We start from the raw sequence: 19,625 nt of genomic DNA on the forward strand, positions 1-19,625 counted from the left end.
CTTCGCTACAGTTTTAAATTATTGTTTTCAAGCTGTGGTTTCGTTTTATTAAATTTCGAAGTTATTTGCTTAAAGTCTGGCAGTGTTGCTTGATACCTAGCCCTTCTATCGTAAAGTTCCAATACATATTCGAACACTGTATAGGCTTGCAACAGATCCTGCTCATCAACACCATCGGAATGAGTACCCTCATTTCCAACAAGCTTTAACGCTCCGAGATATTCAACTTCTTCGGAGCTGATCGATTTAAGAGAGTTAATTTGGCGTTGTAAATTACTCCCCTCAGCCCCTTCTACCTTACAAAACCCTTCGATTGCTCGTCTTAATTTGGAAGCCGCAGAAGGTGGATCAAAATGAAAGTGCTTAAACGAGTCAAAAAGTTCGCTTTTAATATTACTTGGTACATTTGGAGATACATCCATCATCGGGATCGTTGGAGTAAAATATTCAAACTTAACCTGGGTAGGTTTCTGCTCTTCATTGACAGCTTTACGCTGGTGAATTTTTGCTAAACCTATACCAGAAATCCCTCCTTTGCATTGCTTGCACTCAAAGAAACTAATACATTGGCCGACTGTTCTAATGTCCTCTTTTAACTCTTCACTAATAGCACAAGCACCAAAAATAATTCCCAACAGGGGATGCTCATCAAAAGCAGCTATAACTGACACTCCTTTTATTGCAATGCGATCTGCCTGTACCTTTTTTTGATCTTCGTAGTGTCGACTCGCCATTTCTTTATACTTGTCGGGTAAAGGTCTAGTTTCAAGCGATGCTAGATCAAGCGCAACCTCTCCGCTTTTGCAATAAGGGCATGGTAGGCTTGGGTATTTAGTTGCGTCAATAAAACTGCTGATTGATGTCCATATATCAGTATTCATATTTTTAACTAACTCGATAGATAACTTTTTTTAATCAATAGTTTAGCTGTTTCAAAATCAACCACACTTTTGATAATGATTTCTAAATCTCCCGTTCCCCAGTGCCCTTTATCCCGTACATCACTAATAAACCCAGCTTTCAACTCTACTGAGTCAGGATCTAGTTTCAGGTAAAGTCTTAAAGACGGATCTCGAACGGGAGCCCAAACCTGTACGCTAACAAAGTTCTTAATCCTCTTGAAAGCAGTATAGAATTTTAGTTCTTTGCGTTGAACTTCATCTCCCAGGCTCAGTGCGTAATCACAAATTTCGTTGTATAGACCTATCAATTGAGGAGATGCTTGATTGAACCGATCTTGATGTGTATCGGTTCGAGTGGAGGCTTTTCCCGTGAGCTGGCTATTTGTTGCAATGATTTCTTGTTTTTCTTTTGAAGTAGAAATATTTGAGACTGACTGCGCATTTACCAGTTCCAATAACAGCAAATCATCGCCAAAGTACTTATAACGCATCAGTTCTATATTGCGGTTGATCTGTTGTACGGCGTGTTCGTCATAACGGTTAAAATCAGCAGCGATACAGATCAATCGTGTACCGCTCCATTCAATCGATTCGGTTACCTCCTTATCCAGCTTTTTCATCACTAACAGCTGGAACTCCGCTTGATGATCGTGCAGCCAGTCGAGATAAAACAACCCTTGGTTGATTACGTTCTCGTTGCTGTTGCGTTTGTACTCGATAATCACGGGGCAGTTATTCTCATCTAAACCCAAAGAATCGATACGCCCCTTATGAGTTTTACCCGTGCTGTATTCGCTGGCAAGAAAACGCACACCCAGAAAAGTTTCTAGCTGGCTCTCGATAAGGTTTTGCAGGTCTTTTTCAAGCAATGCGCTGCTGCCTGCTAGTTCGCTGATCTCGCCTGCGCCAATTGAAAAGAGTTTGATATCGCTCATGCCGTAGCTTCCATGCTGGTGTTTGATGATTCTATTTGGAATCCTCGAACGTCTATTTTACCTGTGACAGCGGCGGAGATTAGAGCTGTGCGGCGCTCTTTCATTAATCCAATTGCGGCCTCAGCATTGCTAATTAATGACTTATATTTACCTGACACTGTCGCTACATATTTTAAAATTGCATTTTGTTCTGTGACTGGCGGCACAGGAAGTCGGACTCGCCCTAATGTTTCAGTATTAAGGTTATCCATGGTTGAACCTTTAGACTCAAGAGACAGCTCCGATATAACGCCGTCGGATGTAATTAATAGATAGGAGTATTTTGGAATTAATCGAGCATTGAGTTTTGCTTTTAAACTACCAGTGCCGCAAAGCCAGTCTTCTTCATTTTTGGTTACAATAGCGCATCGCCCTAGCTCACCCCTTCTGGCAAATATAATTTCACCTTGTGATAACTTATGTCGTTTTAGTCTTTCATGAGTTTCATTATCAACAGTCACCCTTTGATCAGGGATAATTTTGCCGTCAATCATATGTGCTGGATTTATCAGAGGAATGCCATCTACCACGTAATCTTCAGCGTGTAGCTGACTTCCAAAAGGCCCCGTTTGCATTTCTAGGGTATTAAACTTCAATTGAGCAACCACCCAATGCTCAGGAACTTCTCCCAGCCACTCAACACCCGAATCTTTTATCGGTGCATCGGGGTTTAGTCCTTTGGTGACGGCATGGCTGATGACTGCCTGACGCTTTTCTTTGAGTAGTTTGATCAATTGTTGCTGCTTTTCGATTAGGGTATCGATTTTAGCGGTTTCGTGGTCGAGGAAGTTGACGATTTGCTGCAACTGCCTATTTTCCGTACATCCGATTTTTATTCCGCCTACTGTGTCGGTATTAAGATTCAATTGCGTGCCAAACTTCCCCAAGCCTTTGTATGCTTGTTCACCAGCAAACACATAAAATAAAAATTTGCTTGGGATTTTCAATTCAGGAAAATACACAAAACCATCGTGAATACATGCCTTTATGCGCGTAATACATGGTTTACCTACACTCCCTGCGATACTAAGAAAAAGTGATCCCGGCTCTAGCTTTACACTTAAGGAGCTGCCGAGCGCTGATAATCGTTGAGGTGCTTTTGTTAGATAAACATCAGAAGCTGTAACATCAGCAATTCTAGTCCATGCATATTCGCCGGAATCATCAAAATACTTAGTATCATCGATTGGTCGAGGTGACGCCCCTCGGCGAACTGTACTCAGGTGCTTTATCTGTATTACATCCCAATTTTTAGGAACCATTCCCAACCACTCCTCTCCCGAATCTTTATATTCAGAATAAGCTTGATATTTGCTCATAAACCCTCCCCCTCATGGCGAGGATTTTTTTGTAAGCAAACGGCGTGTCTGCGGCATAGCGGGCTATGTGACTGAGCGAGCACAACCGAAACGCACTGATCGCGGAAAAAGGCTGTCATGAGTGAACCTCCCGTAACAAGCCCATTATCTCCGCGCTAACCTTATCCAAATCTGCATCAATTTCTGCTAGGTCACGCGGTGGTTGGTATACGTAAAAATGGCGGTTAAACGGGATCTCGTAACCGACAATACCGATCTCGTCATCTTGCGCATCGCGTTTGTTGGCATCTATCCACGCATCGGGTACGTGGGGTGCGACTTCTTTGTGAAAGTACGCTTCGATGCTTTCTGTTGTAGGCCGTGTTGGGTCTAGCGGTACGTTTTCGTTGTCGCGTAGGTCGCCATCGGCTTTGTATTCTACATACTTGCCGTTGAGCGGATAGATGCCGTATTGCGATTCACCTTTTGTTGTGGAGGTGCGGCGGATTACGCGTTCTGCTGCTGAGTTTTTCCAGCTAATGGCATCTAAGAGCTGCTTTTTCTCTTTGGTATCCAGCGCCACGTCTGTTTGTTTAATGGCGAGTTTTAGCTCTACTTCAAACAGATTAAAGTCATCGCAAGGGTTATCAATAATGCTGTTGCCGCCCATTAATGCTGCTAGCCCGCCCTGTAACACGTAGGCTTTATGGCGCAGATTGCGCTGGGTAATCCAGAGCTTGCTGTCGAGCAGGTCTTTAATCTGTTTCTCTTTTAGCTCGCTAACGTTGGCTTTGATGTAAGCGCGTACTTCAGTGGCGACGTTGCTCAGATCACCGTAGTTCTCATTCTTGTTATCGTGGCTCCACTGCTGGCCATATTGCTCATAAGCCCATTTCATCACGGCATTAAACGGTTTGGGTGCGAAGCGTAGTTCGTCTAGGCGTTCATTATTTAGCTGAATCGACAGGCGTAACGGGCGCTCGATGGTGATACGTCGATAGCCAAAATCGGTGGTGTCAAAAATCTTGCTGGCAAAGGTTTTAGTAGCAACCGCTTTTGGCTCCGCTGCTTGGCGTCCACGGCTGCTTTTGGCATCCGCCGGTTTATCCAGCGTGAGGGTGTCCACCGCTTCAAACTGACCAAAACAGCGGGTAATGGTGGCGATATCCTCTTCCGACATAAGATTACGCTTAGAGCCCAGCGACTTGCGCATTTTACCGCACAAGTCAGCGCCGTTAATCAGCTGTACTTTACCCTTACGCTCGGCGGTTTTCTTGTTGGACAGAATCCATACATAGGTGGCAATGCCGGTGTTGTAGAACATGTCATTAGGCAGCGCGACGATCGCTTCGAGTAGGTCGGCTTCCAGAATATAGCGGCGGATCTCGCTCTCGCCGCTGCCTGCGCCTCCGGTAAACAGTGGTGAGCCATTGAGGATAATGCCGATGCGGCCACCGCCTTCCTGAACGCCTTCGGCATTGAAAGACGTACTAATTGAAGTGTCACGTAGCTTGCTCATCAGATGCATCAAAAACAGTAACGAGCCATCCGATACACGCGGTAAACCTGGGCCAAAGCGGCCATCGTACCCCTTGAGGGTGTTTTCATCTTTAATCTCTTGCTCTACTTTTTTCCAATCCACACCAAACGGGGGGTTAGAGAGCATATAGTCGAACTTATCGGCGTAGAGCTGATCATTAGAGAGTGTATTACCCAGCTTAATGCGCGATACATCCTGCCCCTTGATCAGCATATCGGCTTTACAAATGGCGTAAGATTCGGGGTTTAACTCCTGACCAAATGCACGCATCACGGCATTGGGGTTTAGCTCGTGCACGTACTCCATACCACTGGAGAGAAACCCGCCTGTTCCTGCCGTTGGGTCGTAAATAGTGCGAATGATGCCATCTTTGGTGAGAGCGTCATCATCTTCCATAAAGACCAGCGAGGTGGTTAAACGTACGATATCGCGTGGGGTAAAGTGTTCTCCGGCTGTTTCGTTGGAGCTTTCAGCAAAGCGGCGGATCAGTTCTTCAAACACCAGCCCCATCTCATGATTTGAGATCGCTTCAGGGCTGAGGTCTGTATTGGCAAATTTCTGAACCACTTTATAAAGCAAGTTGGCATCGCTTAATAACCCAACAAACTCGTCAAACTTAAAGTGCTCAAAAATCTCACGAGCATCGTTAGAGAAACACTGGACGTAATTTTCGAGATTATCTTTAATACCCGATTCACCCAGCGTAGAAAGCGACATAAGCGAGGTGTTGTAAAAGTTTTGCTCGGTTGCGCGTAACACTAACTTCTCTGCTGCCTCTTCAGGCAAGTTCATTGCTTTAATCTTGTCGTTGGCATCCAGAACGGCTTGCTTGTCTGCTTCTAATACGCACTCAAGACGGCGCAACAACGTAAAAGGCAGGATCACTCGGCCATACTGGCTTTGCTTAAAATCACCGCGAAGAAGATCAGCTACCGACCAGATAAATGCAGCCGTTTGAGAGAAGTTGTCCATTGATGCGTATGCCTTAATGCTGATACGCAGGGGAGTAACCAGATGAAGCGTCCCCTGCTTCAATTTTGTTTGAAAATCAGTGTACTACAGCTCTTACACTCGGAGTAGATGATAGGGTTGAGAAAGGACAATATGTGGGATTCAAATCGATGATTATTTCTGAAAATACATATAGGCAATCACTGTTGCATCCAAGACTACAAAAATTATCGCTACAGTGATTATTAGACCTATTTTCCCCTTTAATTTCATCACTACTCCGTACTATTTTCCACGAAAGATTAACGATCTTATTAGTCGTAACCAAAACTGCATTATTCCCACTCCATCTCTTCGAATACATGCTGTGCGTTTCGGTTTTTTATCTCTTCATACACTTTTAAGTAGCTGAATTGGGATTGGTCGATGGCGCTGGCTGAACTAATGTCTTCATCTTCTTGCAGCAGTTTGCCCACTTCGCTTCGCAGGAACGTAAGGTAGTTATAGGTATCTTGAGTCGCTATGGCTAACGTAGTTGGATGGCCATGCCCCGGCACTATCACCTCTGGCTGCAATGCTGCAATTTTTTCAAACGCTTTAATCCATTCATAATGATGAGATTGCGAGCCAATGCCCAGCATGCGCTCCACATAAACAACATCACCACTAAAAAGTACTTTTTGCTTGGGCAGCCAAACGAGGGTTTCCCCTCCTGTATGGGCAGGCCCTACTGGGATTATTTGCAGCGTGATGCCTGAGATTTCTAATGTTGTGCTATCCGAGAGCGCTTTTTGAGCGGCTTGAGGTTCTGTGCCTAGCCAGTTTTGGCCCGTTAGCCTTGCTGTGTTGTTGGCCTGCAATGATCCACGCTGTTGCTGATCTGCTTGAGTCATTGTAGAGGTGATAGTCACAGCACCTTTATCTGTAAAATAGCGGTTACCAAACCAGCGGTGATCTTGTCCACCGGTATTGATGATATGAGTGATAGGCTTGGGCGTTATTGTGTGAATTACTCTCTCTAATGCTTTAGCGCCCTCAAGGGTTCCGCCACTATCAATCAAGATTACTCCCTCGTCTGAAACGATAAAACCAAACGTCGCATTATTAGCTAGATTTTGTTCGGAGCGTTGTTCTAGCGGGCCAATAATCGAGTAGATGTTGGGTGCTATTAACTCAACGTCTAAGCTACTAGCCCTTGCCATGGATACATACAAACTTAATATAGAGGCCACTAATATGTACGCGCCTTTCAACATAAAGTACTGGCTTTTTCTCATAGGAACTCCTTATAGGTCAGTTTGTAAAAACTACGAGAGAGTATTACATGAGCGCAAACTAATATTCCAGCAGCATGAGCAGAGACCACGTAAATGAGCATAGCAATAACAAAGCGTATGCTCTCCTTCGTGACAAGCTCCAAGTAACTCTATATAGTGATGGGTAGCTTAGAAAAAGCGTATTTTAACCCCTTGTTATCGTTGTATTACTCGTTAGTATCCTCGTTTCACCGTTTTAAATTCCTGTCTCTTTTTTCGCTAACCTGGTCATTAATGATCAAAACCGTATTCTTACAGTGATTTGCTACTACCTTTGGTAGCCCCCCTTCTGAATACTAACCAATTTTTTCACTCACTAAGTGAGTGATAACCGCCGGTGTATTGCCCCGTTATTACTGCGCTCTATCTAGATTAAAGGTCGAGTCACTGTACGAAAGAATACAAGGCTGTCTTTATTTGAGAGATATATGAGCAAAGATTCACAAAAGGCTATTAATGCCGCCGATTATGAAAAATACAGTAGTCCCATCCCTAGCCGAGAATACATTATGGGGCTACTCGATGAACCAGGAAAAACCTTGGATCGAGATCAACTCGGCCAACTATTACAGCTTGTCAGCAGTGATGATAAAGAAGCACTAAGACGGCGCCTTCGAGCGATGGAGCGTGACGGACAATTAACTTTTGACCGTAAAAAGGGTTACAGCTTACTACGCGAAGACGACTTTATTGAAGGGTTAGTTATCGGCCATCCCGACGGTTTTGGATTTCTGGCACAGGAAGGTGCGGGTAACGATATTTTCTTGCATGATAGCCAGATGCTTAAAGTGTTTAACGGTGACAAGGTTCGCATCGTTATGAGCGGAGTTAATCAGCGTGGCCGCCAGCAAGGCCAGATTGTTGGCATTATTGAGAAGAATACCTCACATGTCGTTGGTCGTTTGATCCACGAAGAAGGTGATTATTTTCTACAGCCTGAAAACAGCCGCATTCGTAATGAGATCGATATTGCAGCTGATCAGCTAAACGGTGCCAAAGCAGGCCAATACGTCAATGTAGAGATCACTGAATATCCGTGTAATCGCTTTAACGCTGAAGGGAAAGTTGTTGAAATCCTTGGAGATTCAATGGCACCTGGTATGGAAATTGATGTAGCTATTCGTAGCCATGATATTCCTCATAAGTGGCCGAAAACGGTATTAGATGAAGCCGCGGCGATGCCTGATGAGGTTAAAGACGCCGATAAGCTTCATCGGTCTGACCTAAGACACTTACCTTTTGTCACTATTGACGGTGAAGATGCTCGGGATTTTGACGACGCTGTCTACTGTGAAAAAAGAAAATCCGGTGGCTGGCGTTTATATGTCGCTATCGCCGATGTTTCGCATTACGTTGTACCCGGTAGCGCACTGGATCAGGAAGCAGAAGAACGTGGCACTTCGGTCTACTTCCCAGGTCACGTGGTACCAATGCTGCCAGAAGTACTGTCTAATGGTTTGTGTTCGCTCAACCCCCATGTGGATCGACTGGTCATGGTCTGTGAAATGGCGATTAGTCGTGCAGGAAAAATATCCGCCTATAAATTTTCTGAAGGGTTTATCAACTCACATGCCCGCCTGACCTATAACCAAGTTGGCGCTTTATTAGCCTCTCCTGAAAAGGGATTGGGTAAGCAGGTTGCTAAGAATCATCATGCTGTCGTGCCACATATCCATGCCCTGCACCAATTGTATGCGGCGTTAAGAACGGCCCGCACCAAGCGCGGATCGATTGATTTTGAAAAACAAGAAGTGCAGTTCAAATTCACAAAAGGCAGAAAAATTGATCAGATAGTGCCGGTTATCCGTAATGATGCGCATAAGATGATCGAAGAGTTTATGCTCTGTGCTAACGTGGCTACCGCTCAATTTTTAGAAAAGTTAAACTTGCCAGCACTCTATCGTGTGCATGAAGGTCCTGGTGAAAAGAAGCTCACAAATTTGCGTGAATTTCTCAGTGAGAGAGGCCTTAATCTGGCGGGTGGCGATAAGCCGACACCCGCGCATTATGACCTTCTACTACGCAGCATTAACGAGCGTAATGATGCTCAGATTATCCGCATGATGATGCTTCGCTCACTTAGCCAAGCGGAGTATAGCGCCGATAACCAAGGGCACTTTGGCCTTGCTTATTCTGCTTATGCTCACTTTACCTCACCGATTCGCCGCTACCCTGACTTGTTAGTTCACCGTGCAATCCGTTCGGTCATCCGTCGTAGTGAGAGTGGCAGTAAACTACACCGAGTACTTAAAAAGTTTACCGGCATGGGCTCTGATCCGGTACACAGGATTAAAAATGCTACTCCTCTTGAGGAAGGCAAGAGCTACCCGTACGATCTGGATAAAATGAAGACAATGGCGGATCATTGCTCGCGTGTATCCCGCCGAGCCGACAAAGCAGGCTGGGATGTAGAAGCTTGGCTTAAATGCGAATATATGCAGGATCATGTGGGTGATACTTTCAGCGGCGTAATAAGCAGTGTCACTAACTTCGGCTTGTTTATTGAGCTTGACGACACACTGATTGAAGGTTTAGTACATGTCACTGCTCTAAACAATGATTATTACCAATTTGATGCGGCACAACAACGTTTAGTCGGTGAACGAACCCGAACCAGTTTTGGTATCGGTGATACTATTACTATTCGTGTTGTGCGGGTCGATATGGATCAACGCAAAATTGAATTCGAACTGGCCTAGATACCCTGCTGAGCTAAGCACTGCTTCAGCTCAGCAAATCTTATGTGACCGGATAAGAGTGGGCGGTTAGTTTAGCTAATCGCCTTTTCTTTATGGCTACACAGTGGATAGTTCGTGCAGCCAAAGAAAGCCCCGTACGGCCCTTTCCTTTGTACGAGTGTTCCTGTTTTGCAAGATGGGCATTCATGCTCTGGCGCTGTTAGTTGGGACTCTTCACTATTGAATTCATTAAGTTCAATAGCGTAATTATCGGTTAACAACTCTTTTACAAAATCCGATGTTTTGTTCATGTCTGTTAGTAGATAGCATCGATGCTTGGCACGCGTCATGGCTACATAAAACAATCGCCTTTCTTCAGCATCAGGAAAAGGCTCTGCAGCTGGCAATAAAACCTCTAAAAGCGGATCGGTCAGCTTTCTCGAAGGAAATCCATTCTTAGTGTTATCTAACCCCAAGATGACAACGTAATCAGCTTCTTTACCCTTGGATGCATGGAAGGAATGCTGTTCAATATCAAGCGTTGGCACTGAACGTGTTAGCTGTGCCAGTTGTTTGGGTTCTAACAACCTGAAGTGGTATCTTGCCAGCAGGTAAACACAAGCGCCCTGCTTTGCTATGCCTGCAATCTTCTTGAGTATTTCTAACGTGGCTTTGAATATGTCGTTATCTGAGAGCGATTTCATAACCAGTGAAACAGCAGGCTCTTGCACAACGCTATGTGTTGTAATCTGCTTCTTAACTTGAGATGTATTTCGCATCACAAATTGTGAAGCCACATCATTAATGCTGTTGTTAAACCGGAAGGTTTTATCGAGCGATGTTATTTGTGCAGGGCCAAACAATGACTCAAAGCCTGTGGTGAGGCTGACATCACTGCCCGTGAAACGATAAATTGCCTGCCAATCATCACCTACACAAAACACGGATGTATTCTTTTTAGAGTCTCTTAATGCCTTGATCAATCGCGCGCGGGGTTTGGAAATATCCTGGAACTCATCAACCAGAATATAAGACCATGGCGAGGTAAACGACCCATCTTCAATATATCCAATGGCCTTTGCGATCATATCCTCAAAATCAATTTCCTTATTCGATTTCAATAAAGCTTCGTAACGCTCAATAATGGGCCTAAGCAAATCCATTGCCGCTTTTAGCTGGCCCGTGCTTTCTACGTGATCCGCTAAGCGCTCTAACTCACCGGGTATATAACAATTAGCGCGATAACGCCTTAAAAGACTCGATAACAGCAGGGAAAACTTACTAATAGCGCCAAATTCACGCAATGTATGTAAAACCGAATCCGCCGGCAAAGGCTCAAACAAAACCCCTAGACTCACTAATTTTGATTCCAGATTGGATAACAAGCAACCTTCACGTTGTTCGTAGTGGTATGTTTCAACGAGTTGTGTCGTGTGTTTACTATGCAGCTGTCGTTTCCACTGAATGCCCACGTTATAGCGCGCTGCATCGATATAGGGTGCTGTGTTTCCCTCTCTATCTACACCAAAGTGCTCAATATAGATACCGAACTCGGTAAGATAAAAATCAGGCTGGTACTGCTTGTAATCAGGCGTTCTGGTATTGCTTTCAAGGTACGATAGCTCGTATTTATACTCAATTCCCATAGCGAACAACCAGTTCGCAATAAGGCACTCTTCAAAGCTCTTAACGGCTTCGCCTTTTAGTGTTCTTATTTCATTCGTGCGGATATATTCGAAGTACTCTCCCTGCGTTTTAAAATCAAAAGGGTTAGCTTCTGGAAAAAGGTGCTTTTCAAAATACTTCAAGGTGGCTTCTTTGTAGGACTGGATCTCAAGCAAGTCTGAAAACCATTGGTCTACGTGGTTATTCAGAAGCTTTTCATCACTCGCCAATGGCGAAATAGACGGTTTTTCACCTTCCACACTAGAGATAACCATTTGGCCTAATACATGAAATGTCCATGCACTTACGGAGGTATTTCCCAGTTTTTCAGTGACTCGGTCACGCATCTCTAGAGCAGCTTTTTTACCAAAAGCGAGCATTAATATTTCTTGCCCAACGGCCTGCTTGCTTTCTAATAAGTAGGCCACTCTGCCGATCATAGTGCTGGTTTTACCTGTCCCAGCACCGGCTAAAACAAGGTTATTATCATCATCGATAATACAGGCTTCGCGCTGCTTTTCTGTTAATGGATTAGATTCAATAGAGTCAAAAAGTCTTTGATAACATTGTTTTTGTTCAGAAATATATCGCGTGCGTATTCCGCCAATCGTTGATGCATCGAACTCGGCCAAACATTTAAGTTTGGAGAATGTATCTTTGGTAGCAATGGATAGGTTTATATCATCAGAAGGCAAGGGTATCGTTACTAATGCCTTGCTGATGAAGTCACTAATAGCCTTACAGTGGCTACTTCTTAGATAACCTTTTTTTTGTAGATAAGCCGATATTTTGACGAGCGCTTTTTCAGCAGATACACAGTGATGGCTGTAATATTTTTCTGTAAATAAGCTCGTAAAAGATGATGCGCTACTTTTATAAAGCCATCCAATTGAGACAGTCTTTCCTGCCGACTCAAAGACAACTTTATCAAAAATAATGCCTGGGGTGTGTTTTGCAAGACGACTAACACCCTTCCAAGCCAATTCTGTAGGCTTTTGATCAATGCTAACCAGCACAAGACCTGAATCGTCTAAATGTACTTCTTCAAATCGATTACCAAAATACCTTCCTAAAAAATGGGGCTTATAAGACATTTTTTTTAACACTGATCAACGCCCATAACGTGTATTAACAAGGCAATACTTACCGCAACAATAACCATATTTTCTATTAACAAATAGCGAGAGACTCTTTGGCGTATTTTCCGTTTATTTTTAGAAAATGTAAATCGAGCATGCTGATTAAGTGACTCAAGAGAAATTCAGACTTTACGCTTATAAATGTTATGTTATAACATATATTAATTATGATTTTATCGAGCCCTTTCTCATGACGAAACTAGCTGTCAAAGTGCTCCCAGGATTTCTTGGCGCAGTAAGGCATATTCACAATTACACCGCTAAACGTTTATAGCGCCGTTAATGATGCTCTGCGTGCCTGCGAAGAAACAAAAGCACTAAGCAAGGACATTACCCAATTTAACTGATTAGTTTTCATCCAGAAAATAAGTAACATATTCTGCAGCCGGAGATTGCATTTAGCCATGTCAGCAACACTTATAAAAAATGCCCTCGTCGTGAACGAAGGCCAGATCACAGAAACTGATTTGCTTATAGTGGGTGATAAAATTGAAAAGATAGCCACCGATATACCCGCACGACAAACCGACCGTATCATTGAAGCCAACGGCTGTTACCTGCTTCCCGGCATGATTGATGACCAAGTCCATTTCCGCGAGCCTGGTTTAACCAATAAAGGCACTATTGCGAGTGAGTCTCGCGCAGCTGTAGCAGGAGGAATTACTAGTTATATGGAAATGCCAAACGTCAATCCAGCTACGACTAATATTGAAGCACTCACTAAAAAATATGCCATTGCCGCTGAAAGATCTCATGCTAACTATGCGTTTTATTTGGGGGCAACCGAAGATAATATTGAGCAAATAAAACGACTCGATCCTAAAATACACTGTGGCGTTAAAGTATTTATGGGGGCATCTACCGGTGATTTATTGGTTGAAGCACCTCAAGCACTCGATGCTATTTTCCGCGAATCACCAGTACTCATCGTTACTCATTGCGAAAGTAGCCCTGTAATCCGTGAAAATAGAGAAGCACTCCTTCACTCAAAAGCCGTGCTGAGTATTGAAGACCACCCTAAACTTCGTGATGTCCATGCTTGTTATGCATCCTCTTCATACGCCGTGGACTTGGCGAAGAAATACCAAAGCCAATTGCACGTATTGCACATCACAACAGAAAAAGAACTGAGTTTGTTTGAGGCTGGTCCGATTAAGAATAAGCACATTACCGCCGAAGCCTGTGTTCACCACTTATGGTTTAATGACCGTGACTACGCGTCTTTAGGAAACCTAATTAAGTGCAATCCATCGATAAAGAGCAAGAATGATCGTGATGCATTAATTCATGCGCTACACACCAACCAAATTGACATTGTTGCAACAGACCATGCGCCACATACCTTGGCAGAAAAAATGGTTGATTATGAGCGGGCCCCCGCTGGGCTGCCACTTGTACAACACGCACTATTAAGCTTATTAGAACATGTAAAGCATGGTCGCCTCAGCTTAACGCAGGTCGTCGAGAAAACCGCACATAATCCAGCACTTCGATATGCTATCGCTGAACGAGGGTTTGTTCGTGAGGATTATTATGCAGATTTAGTTCTTGTTGACAGCCAATCATTCACAGCGGTTACGCACGAGAACAGCTTATACCATTGTGCTTGGTCGCCTTTCTCTGGAATTGAGTTTTCTTCAAAAATTAAATCGACTTGGGTGAATGGTCGACAAGTGTTTTGCAGCGATAATTCTGCTACAGATAAACCTTTAGCAATGCCACTCGCATTTGCTCGCTAGCTGTAAAGTCTGTTTACATTTCACTCTTAAGCTCTTTGAGTAATTTTAAGCCTTTTTTACGCTGGGCTTTAATTACTCTTAGCTTCTCTTCTAGTATTTTTTTGAGTTTTTTATTTTCCTCATTCTTAACTTTCTCTTTTAACGTATTTTGTTTTGTCTTAAGTTTTTTCATAAGACGCTTTAGGGAGTCATACCTTGTGATTTGTTCTCGCCTTTCAGTATTGGCGAAATCTTTTATTGCTTTGAATAGATCATTAGTGCTCATTAGACTTTCCCTCGATATATTCATCTACAACTTCTTTAATTTCTGCCTCATCAAGAGCGATGCTATTTTCTGCTTCCTCATCACTCTCATCACAAGAGATAAACAGTATTCCTCCCATATGTATAAGGTTACGACAGATATCCTGATAATAGGTGCTATCATTCATCAAAGAGATTGCCATAGGGGCGCTAATGCGATCCTCACGGATCAGACGATCCAGCCGGCCCGTTTTAATAATATCTTTCTCATTGATCTCTACTTTAAGCTGATCAAGTGACAAAATTGTGGCTGATTCATCCTCACCAGCTCTTATTATTTCCAGTTCTTGCAACACGCGGCATATTTGTATTCGCATGTTGTTATATTCCTGACGAATATCTGAGTTCTCAGAAACCGTATACACGTTCAGGTTTTTTTGTAGATGCTTGATACCTTTAATGGTCTCAACAAGCTCCAAACCCACTGTCCTAAGCAGCAATAGCCTTTCCAAGTAACCTGCCGTCCCCATTGAGCGCTGAGACTGACTGACAAACACAACGATGTCTGCATAAATAGACTTGATGCGCCTCTCATACACATCATCAATGTCCTGCTGAAAATTTATTTTACTAGAATGGTTCACAATAGCGTCGATGTCACAGTCCGGCACGAGCACGTTTTTGCTCAAGCTTAACCCCCGAATAATGGTATCAACCGACAGGTCATATAGACGAACCGTCTCTTTTCTAACCGCCTCTATAGCGGCGGCAGGGATCTCTGCTGATGCAGAAGATAGATAGAGCGTTTTCTCGACCTGAGCATCTTGAGTTGGCATTACACGCACAAGAAAAGAAACTAATTTCCCAGTAAATGGCACCATAAGAAGAACACCGGTCACATTAAAAATGGTGTGAAATAGGGCTAGTTTAAGTGTGTGATCATCATCGGCTATACCAAGCATAGCGGATACCGTATCGACCAACGCGATAACCGGGCTCATCGCCAACATAAAGACAACACCTGCCGTCACCTTAAAGAGGACATCTGTCAACGCGAGTCGTTTGCCGTCAGTATTAGAGGTGAGCGATCCTAAAACAGCAGTAATGGTAGTGCCGACATTCGCCCCAATGACTAAAGCAAGAGCATTACCGTAAGTTACCTGATGAACTGATAGTGCAGTAATCACTAGCACTAATGTGGCATGACTAGACTGCATGATAATTGTCGCAACAATACCTATTAGCGTAAAGACAAGCACTCCAGCAAAACCTTCCATGGCATAATCAGTCAGGCTAATATGATTCTGGAAGGCCTCAAAGCCCTCTTTCATATAGTGAATACCGAGGAAAAGAAAACCAAGCCCGGCTAAGATGTAACCAAAGCCTTTCATAAATTTTGATTTTTGGAAGATAAAAATGACACCAAATACCAACATAGGCATGGCATAAGCTGAAATTTTTACCTTCAAACCAAAGCCGGCAATCAGCCAAGCACCGGTGGTGCTACCCACATTAGCACCAAAGATAATACCCATACCCTCAACCAGCCCAATAAGACCTGCACTGAGAAAAGAGATAGTAATAACTGACACCAATGAGCTGGACTGCATCACGGTTGCTGCGGTAAAGCCAAATGTCAGGCTTTTCCACATTTTGTTGGTGCTTTTACGTAAGGTCCTTTCGAGAGTGCCTCCGGCGAAAGCATTGAAGCCCTGCTCAAGTGCCAACATCCCAAATAGAAAAATAGCGACACCTGCAGTAATGACCTTAAAGTCAGGACTTATCCAAAACCCATAAGTTAATAACAAAAAAATAGTTGGTAAAAATATTTTTTTAATCATACAAACCTATCAAGTAAATTACTGCGTATCAATTTACCTCTATCGCATTTATAAAGCTGACTACGGCAGCATCATACCTCTGATAGTAAAGTAAATTATGGCCGCCATCACACCAGAGGCGGGTACCGTAATGACCCAAGCAGCGGCAATTTTTAGCAATGCTGAGCGCTTAACCAGCTCAGTTTTATAGACTTTACGCAGCTCTTTTCGTTCTTTTTTGGATAAATGCTCTTTATTCGAGCTTTTCTTAAGCTGCTGTAACATCTCCCCTTTTGTCTTAATAGATGCTTGTCCAAACTCTGCTAAATAGGCTTCTACTTCTATAGGGTTATCATTTTCATGGTGGTGCATAATTTCTATGGTCATTTCAGTATAGCTGGCTTTCAAAAACTCCCGTAAAAAACCGACACCAAAAACACCGCCTACAGCGATATGCGTAGAACTAACAGGTAAGCCAAGTTGCGAGGCAATAATCACCGTAATAGCTGCTGCCATCGCAATGCAAAAAGCACGCATCTTATCCAGCTCAGTAATTTCACTTCCCACAGTACGAATGAGTTTTGGCCCATAAAGCGCTAATCCGATAGCAATACCCACAGCACCAATCAACATAACCCACAGAGGAATAGACGCTTTGGTTGCAAGACCACCACTCAACACAGCATCATTGATTGCCGCCAATGGGCCTACTGCGTTGGCAACATCATTTCCACCATGAGCAAAACTAAGGAGCGCCGCTGCAAAGATTAATGGCACCGTAAACAAGCTGTTAATACTCTCTTTATCATTCTTAAGTTGCTCTGCAGCACGGTGAATTATTGGGCGCACAATGACATAAACAATTGCAGCTACCGCTGCACCTATCAATAAAGCGGTTACTAGATCGACCTTCCAGATCTTTTTAAACCCTTTCATCATTAAGTAAGTACTAAATGCCCAAGCCATAAAGAGAACTAACAATGGCACCATGCGCTTAGCTGATGAAATCATATCGTCTTGATAGGTAATCGTGCGCTTAATTAATAAGAGAAATGATGCTGCAATTATGCCGCCAAAAACAGGGGATATAACCCAGCTTGCCGCAATGTTGCCCAACTGTGGCCAATTGGCAATCTCCCATCCACCAGCAGCAATCCCAGCCCCCAATATACCTCCGACGATAGAGTGGGTAGTTGAAACAGGAGCTCCTGCAATGGTTGCTAAGTTCAACCAAATAGCTCCGGCCAACAATGCGGCCATCATTAACCAGATAAATGTTTGGCTGCTGGGTATAAGAGAAGGATCAATTATCCCTTTCTTAATAGTGCTCACCACATCACCACCAGCAATTAAAGCACCACTGGCTTCAAATATAATCGCTATTAAAATGGCACCGGTCATCGTTAATGCTTTTGAGCCTACAGCAGGCCCTACATTGTTCGCCACATCATTGGCGCCAATATTCATTGCCATATATCCGCCAATCATAGCGGCAACCACGAGCATTACATGGTCTGTACTATCCATTCCTACCCGGCTTGTATACAGCATGATGCCCACAATAAAAAGCAACGCCGTCCCACTTCGAAAAAGCTCTTTACGCCCATGGCCAGAGGCGGCTTCTAAATCATGAAGATTGTTAATATCCATAAAACCATTACCTGTTTAAAAGTTACTATTACGACAAATCAATAGTGCCTGATCGACCCAAATCGTATCGATTCAAACACGTTGAATATTCATATTGACGTTGCTTTTTGGGCATAATCGGAAAGGTAACGGCATTCAGAATTTCTATCAATGACTTGTGTCGTTTTTTTGTCATTATTATGTAACATAAAACGTATTAGCAATGATCGGATTGCTAGCAGCAATTTTCACTACCCCCATTCAGCACTAAACTTACTTGAGCAACTTCCGTGGTATGATCAAGGCTCACTCCTCCCTACTTGGCAGCAACATCCTCATGAAGAAAAAAAGCGTCCTACAAAAAATCTCTCTGGTTGCTGGTATTATCAGTGAATTACTCTGTGTACTCTGCCTTGTCATGCTTGTTATTAAGGCGCAAGAGTTAGGTATGGAAGATGTTATTTCTGCCAGCTATATGGCATCTGCTTTTTTCTTTTTCACCACAGGTTTTGTATTAATTATTATCGCTAAAGCGAATGTACCAAGCTTTAGTTTTGATACTCACTCAGACAATAAAGACCACTAGTATATTCAATATTTCCTTGCTTGCAGGTCATTGTGTTTAGTTCTGGCTTGCTCTTCTTTTTTAGTCTTTTATAAGAATTAAACAAGATACATAACCAAAGACATAAGAAACACGCTTACAACCCTATAGCCCGACTGGATAATAAGAAGTTTATTTCCCCAACCGCAAAACAGGTTGTCTGATAGTAATGCGGGAAATATAACCAAGCATCCCAAAATAGCCCCAATACTGACAGCGCTTGAAATATCAGAAATAGTAAGCAGAGAGAACAACAATGAAACACCAACAGCAGTCAGGAAGCTTGAAATAATACTGCCAACTAATGGAACAGTTTGCTTACCTAATGTTTCCGGTGTTTTACCAATGCACTTCATCCATGCCCCACCAAATGCGATAGGTGAATACCATAAAGCCCCCAGCAGCATACCTATAACAGTTGCAGCGATAACTCCTAACAGATTGATATCAAACATACTTCTCCCCTACTCTAAAGATACGTTGAAAAGCATAAAACCAACAAAGACTATACTCCATGGAGATAATGCTGTGTTGTCTATTTCTTGTTCTGCTATATCGTCAATCTCTGGATGCTTTGACGCCAATTCTGAATAGAGCCTGCACCGACAGAAAATCACCCATTCAACCGCTAAATTATCTGTTTGTAATTGACACCCTCTGTACAAGCCGACACTATGCGCACCTAATAACAGTTTACGCCTTTACGCGTAACGATTTTTATAACGGTGCCCTATGAGCGAGCAAGATAACGAAGCAAATTATCAGAAATTTCTGCAACAAATTTGCAGTCAACAGGAGATCTGGATTCTGACCGACGATCATGGTTGCGTTATGCTGAACACAGACGATGAAGATTGCGTTCCAGTTTGGGCGAATGAAGCTGATGCCAGCAACTGGGCCAATGGCGAATGGCAAACGTGTGAAGCACAAGCTATCACGTTAAAAACGTGGCAACATCGCTGGACACCAGGCCTTGTAGAAGATGAATTCAGTGTGGTGATTGCTCCTCAAGAAGATCAGCTAGGTTTTGTCATACACCCAGAAGATTTGGATTTGGATATCCGTAAAACAAAAAATTGATCGGCCCCTCTATTCAGCATTTTTCGTATAGTTTCTATATATAAAAG

At 43.3% G+C, this 19,625-nt stretch carries 14 protein-coding genes; 4 read left to right on the top strand and 10 right to left on the bottom strand.

Going from position 1 to position 19,625, the window contains the following annotated elements; all coding sequences use genetic code 11:
* Positions 1 to 5: 5 nt before the first annotated feature.
* The 5 genes from NEJAP_RS10000 to NEJAP_RS10020 form a co-directional block, all read right to left on the bottom strand.
* Positions 6 to 881, bottom strand: coding sequence for a DUF4145 domain-containing protein (locus tag NEJAP_RS10000; protein WP_201347110.1), 876 nt, complete (start codon positions 879 to 881; stop codon positions 6 to 8).
* An 8-nt stretch (positions 882 to 889) separates the two neighbouring features.
* Positions 890 to 1,837 carry a DUF5655 domain-containing protein gene (locus tag NEJAP_RS10005; RefSeq protein ID WP_201347111.1) on the bottom strand — a complete coding sequence of 316 codons (948 nt, stop codon included), beginning with the start codon at positions 1,835 to 1,837 and terminating at the stop codon, positions 890 to 892.
* Entirely contained in the window at positions 1,834 to 3,195 is a 1,362-nt protein-coding gene (locus tag NEJAP_RS10010; protein WP_201347112.1) for a restriction endonuclease subunit S, read from the bottom strand. The genes NEJAP_RS10005 and NEJAP_RS10010 overlap by 4 nt, the downstream gene beginning before the upstream one ends.
* 115 nt (positions 3,196 to 3,310) lie before the next feature.
* The gene (locus tag NEJAP_RS10015) at positions 3,311 to 5,686 is read right to left on the bottom strand and encodes a type I restriction-modification system subunit M (protein ID WP_201347113.1); all 2,376 of its coding nucleotides are present in this window, start codon (positions 5,684 to 5,686) and stop codon (positions 3,311 to 3,313) included.
* A 314-nt stretch (positions 5,687 to 6,000) separates the two neighbouring features.
* Positions 6,001 to 6,942: an MBL fold metallo-hydrolase gene (locus NEJAP_RS10020; protein WP_201347114.1), complete on the bottom strand. Its 942-nt coding sequence runs from the start codon at positions 6,940 to 6,942 to the stop codon at positions 6,001 to 6,003.
* A 467-nt stretch (positions 6,943 to 7,409) separates the two neighbouring features.
* Between NEJAP_RS10020 and rnr the strand changes: the two genes are divergently transcribed.
* Positions 7,410 to 9,680 (top strand): ribonuclease R, encoded by a 2,271-nt coding sequence (rnr, locus tag NEJAP_RS10025; protein WP_201347115.1) that lies wholly within the window; start codon positions 7,410 to 7,412, stop codon positions 9,678 to 9,680.
* Positions 9,681 to 9,751: 71 nt separating this feature from the next.
* Here rnr and NEJAP_RS10030 read toward each other — a convergent pair whose 3' ends face one another.
* Positions 9,752 to 12,418, bottom strand: coding sequence for a UvrD-helicase domain-containing protein (locus NEJAP_RS10030; RefSeq protein WP_201347116.1), 2,667 nt, complete (start codon positions 12,416 to 12,418; stop codon positions 9,752 to 9,754).
* 449 nt (positions 12,419 to 12,867) lie between these two features.
* On the opposite strand from NEJAP_RS10030, the gene NEJAP_RS10035 reads away from it, so the two are divergent.
* Positions 12,868 to 14,202 (top strand): dihydroorotase, encoded by a 1,335-nt coding sequence (locus tag NEJAP_RS10035; RefSeq protein ID WP_201347117.1) that lies wholly within the window; start codon positions 12,868 to 12,870, stop codon positions 14,200 to 14,202.
* A 13-nt stretch (positions 14,203 to 14,215) separates the two neighbouring features.
* Here the strand turns inward: NEJAP_RS10035 and NEJAP_RS10040 are convergent, their stop codons facing one another.
* The 3 genes from NEJAP_RS10040 to NEJAP_RS10050 are packed head-to-tail and all read right to left on the bottom strand — an operon-like array spanning position 14,216 to position 17,915.
* The gene (locus NEJAP_RS10040; RefSeq protein WP_201347118.1) at positions 14,216 to 14,467 is read right to left on the bottom strand and encodes a hypothetical protein; all 252 of its coding nucleotides are present in this window, start codon (positions 14,465 to 14,467) and stop codon (positions 14,216 to 14,218) included.
* Entirely contained in the window at positions 14,457 to 16,286 is a 1,830-nt protein-coding gene (locus NEJAP_RS10045) for a Na/Pi cotransporter family protein (protein ID WP_236590888.1), read from the bottom strand. The genes NEJAP_RS10040 and NEJAP_RS10045 overlap by 11 nt, the downstream gene beginning before the upstream one ends.
* 60 nt (positions 16,287 to 16,346) lie before the next feature.
* Complete coding sequence (locus NEJAP_RS10050; RefSeq protein WP_201347119.1) at positions 16,347 to 17,915, bottom strand: inorganic phosphate transporter; 1,569 nt, start codon at positions 17,913 to 17,915, stop codon at positions 16,347 to 16,349.
* A 316-nt stretch (positions 17,916 to 18,231) separates the two neighbouring features.
* On the opposite strand from NEJAP_RS10050, the gene NEJAP_RS10055 reads away from it, so the two are divergent.
* Entirely contained in the window at positions 18,232 to 18,480 is a 249-nt protein-coding gene (locus tag NEJAP_RS10055; RefSeq protein WP_201347120.1) for a hypothetical protein, read from the top strand.
* A 77-nt stretch (positions 18,481 to 18,557) separates the two neighbouring features.
* On the opposite strand, the gene NEJAP_RS10060 is transcribed toward NEJAP_RS10055, so the two are convergent.
* Complete coding sequence (locus tag NEJAP_RS10060) at positions 18,558 to 18,953, bottom strand: DUF1761 domain-containing protein (RefSeq protein ID WP_201347121.1); 396 nt, start codon at positions 18,951 to 18,953, stop codon at positions 18,558 to 18,560.
* Between the two features lie 277 nt (positions 18,954 to 19,230).
* On the opposite strand from NEJAP_RS10060, the gene NEJAP_RS10065 reads away from it, so the two are divergent.
* A complete protein-coding gene (locus NEJAP_RS10065; protein WP_201347122.1) occupies positions 19,231 to 19,578 on the top strand; it encodes a DUF2750 domain-containing protein in 348 nt (115 codons plus the stop codon).
* Positions 19,579 to 19,625: the final 47 nt, after the last annotated feature.

This window comes from Neptunomonas japonica JAMM 1380 (genome assembly GCF_016592555.1).
Classification (GTDB): domain Bacteria; phylum Pseudomonadota; class Gammaproteobacteria; order Pseudomonadales; family Balneatricaceae; genus Neptunomonas; species Neptunomonas japonica_A.

Bases quoted from the DNA above. Each gene is read 5' to 3' on its own strand.
- NEJAP_RS10035 (WP_201347117.1), top strand. From the start codon at position 12,868: ATGTCAGCAACACTTATAAAAAATGCCCTCGTCGTGAACGAAGGCCAG.
- NEJAP_RS10040 (WP_201347118.1), bottom strand. From the start codon at position 14,467: ATGAGCACTAATGATCTATTCAAAGCAATAAAAGATTTCGCCAATACT.
- NEJAP_RS10010 (WP_201347112.1), bottom strand. From the start codon at position 3,195: ATGAGCAAATATCAAGCTTATTCTGAATATAAAGATTCGGGAGAGGAG.
- NEJAP_RS10065 (WP_201347122.1), top strand. From the start codon at position 19,231: ATGAGCGAGCAAGATAACGAAGCAAATTATCAGAAATTTCTGCAACAA.
- rnr (WP_201347115.1), top strand. From the start codon at position 7,410: ATGAGCAAAGATTCACAAAAGGCTATTAATGCCGCCGATTATGAAAAA.
- NEJAP_RS10020 (WP_201347114.1), bottom strand. From the start codon at position 6,942: ATGAGAAAAAGCCAGTACTTTATGTTGAAAGGCGCGTACATATTAGTG.
- NEJAP_RS10055 (WP_201347120.1), top strand. From the start codon at position 18,232: ATGAAGAAAAAAAGCGTCCTACAAAAAATCTCTCTGGTTGCTGGTATT.
- NEJAP_RS10060 (WP_201347121.1), bottom strand. From the start codon at position 18,953: ATGTTTGATATCAATCTGTTAGGAGTTATCGCTGCAACTGTTATAGGT.
- NEJAP_RS10030 (WP_201347116.1), bottom strand. From the start codon at position 12,418: ATGTCTTATAAGCCCCATTTTTTAGGAAGGTATTTTGGTAATCGATTT.
- NEJAP_RS10045 (WP_236590888.1), bottom strand. From the start codon at position 16,286: ATGATTAAAAAAATATTTTTACCAACTATTTTTTTGTTATTAACTTAT.
- NEJAP_RS10000 (WP_201347110.1), bottom strand. From the start codon at position 881: ATGAATACTGATATATGGACATCAATCAGCAGTTTTATTGACGCAACT.
- NEJAP_RS10015 (WP_201347113.1), bottom strand. From the start codon at position 5,686: ATGGACAACTTCTCTCAAACGGCTGCATTTATCTGGTCGGTAGCTGAT.
- NEJAP_RS10050 (WP_201347119.1), bottom strand. From the start codon at position 17,915: ATGGATATTAACAATCTTCATGATTTAGAAGCCGCCTCTGGCCATGGG.
- NEJAP_RS10005 (WP_201347111.1), bottom strand. From the start codon at position 1,837: ATGAGCGATATCAAACTCTTTTCAATTGGCGCAGGCGAGATCAGCGAA.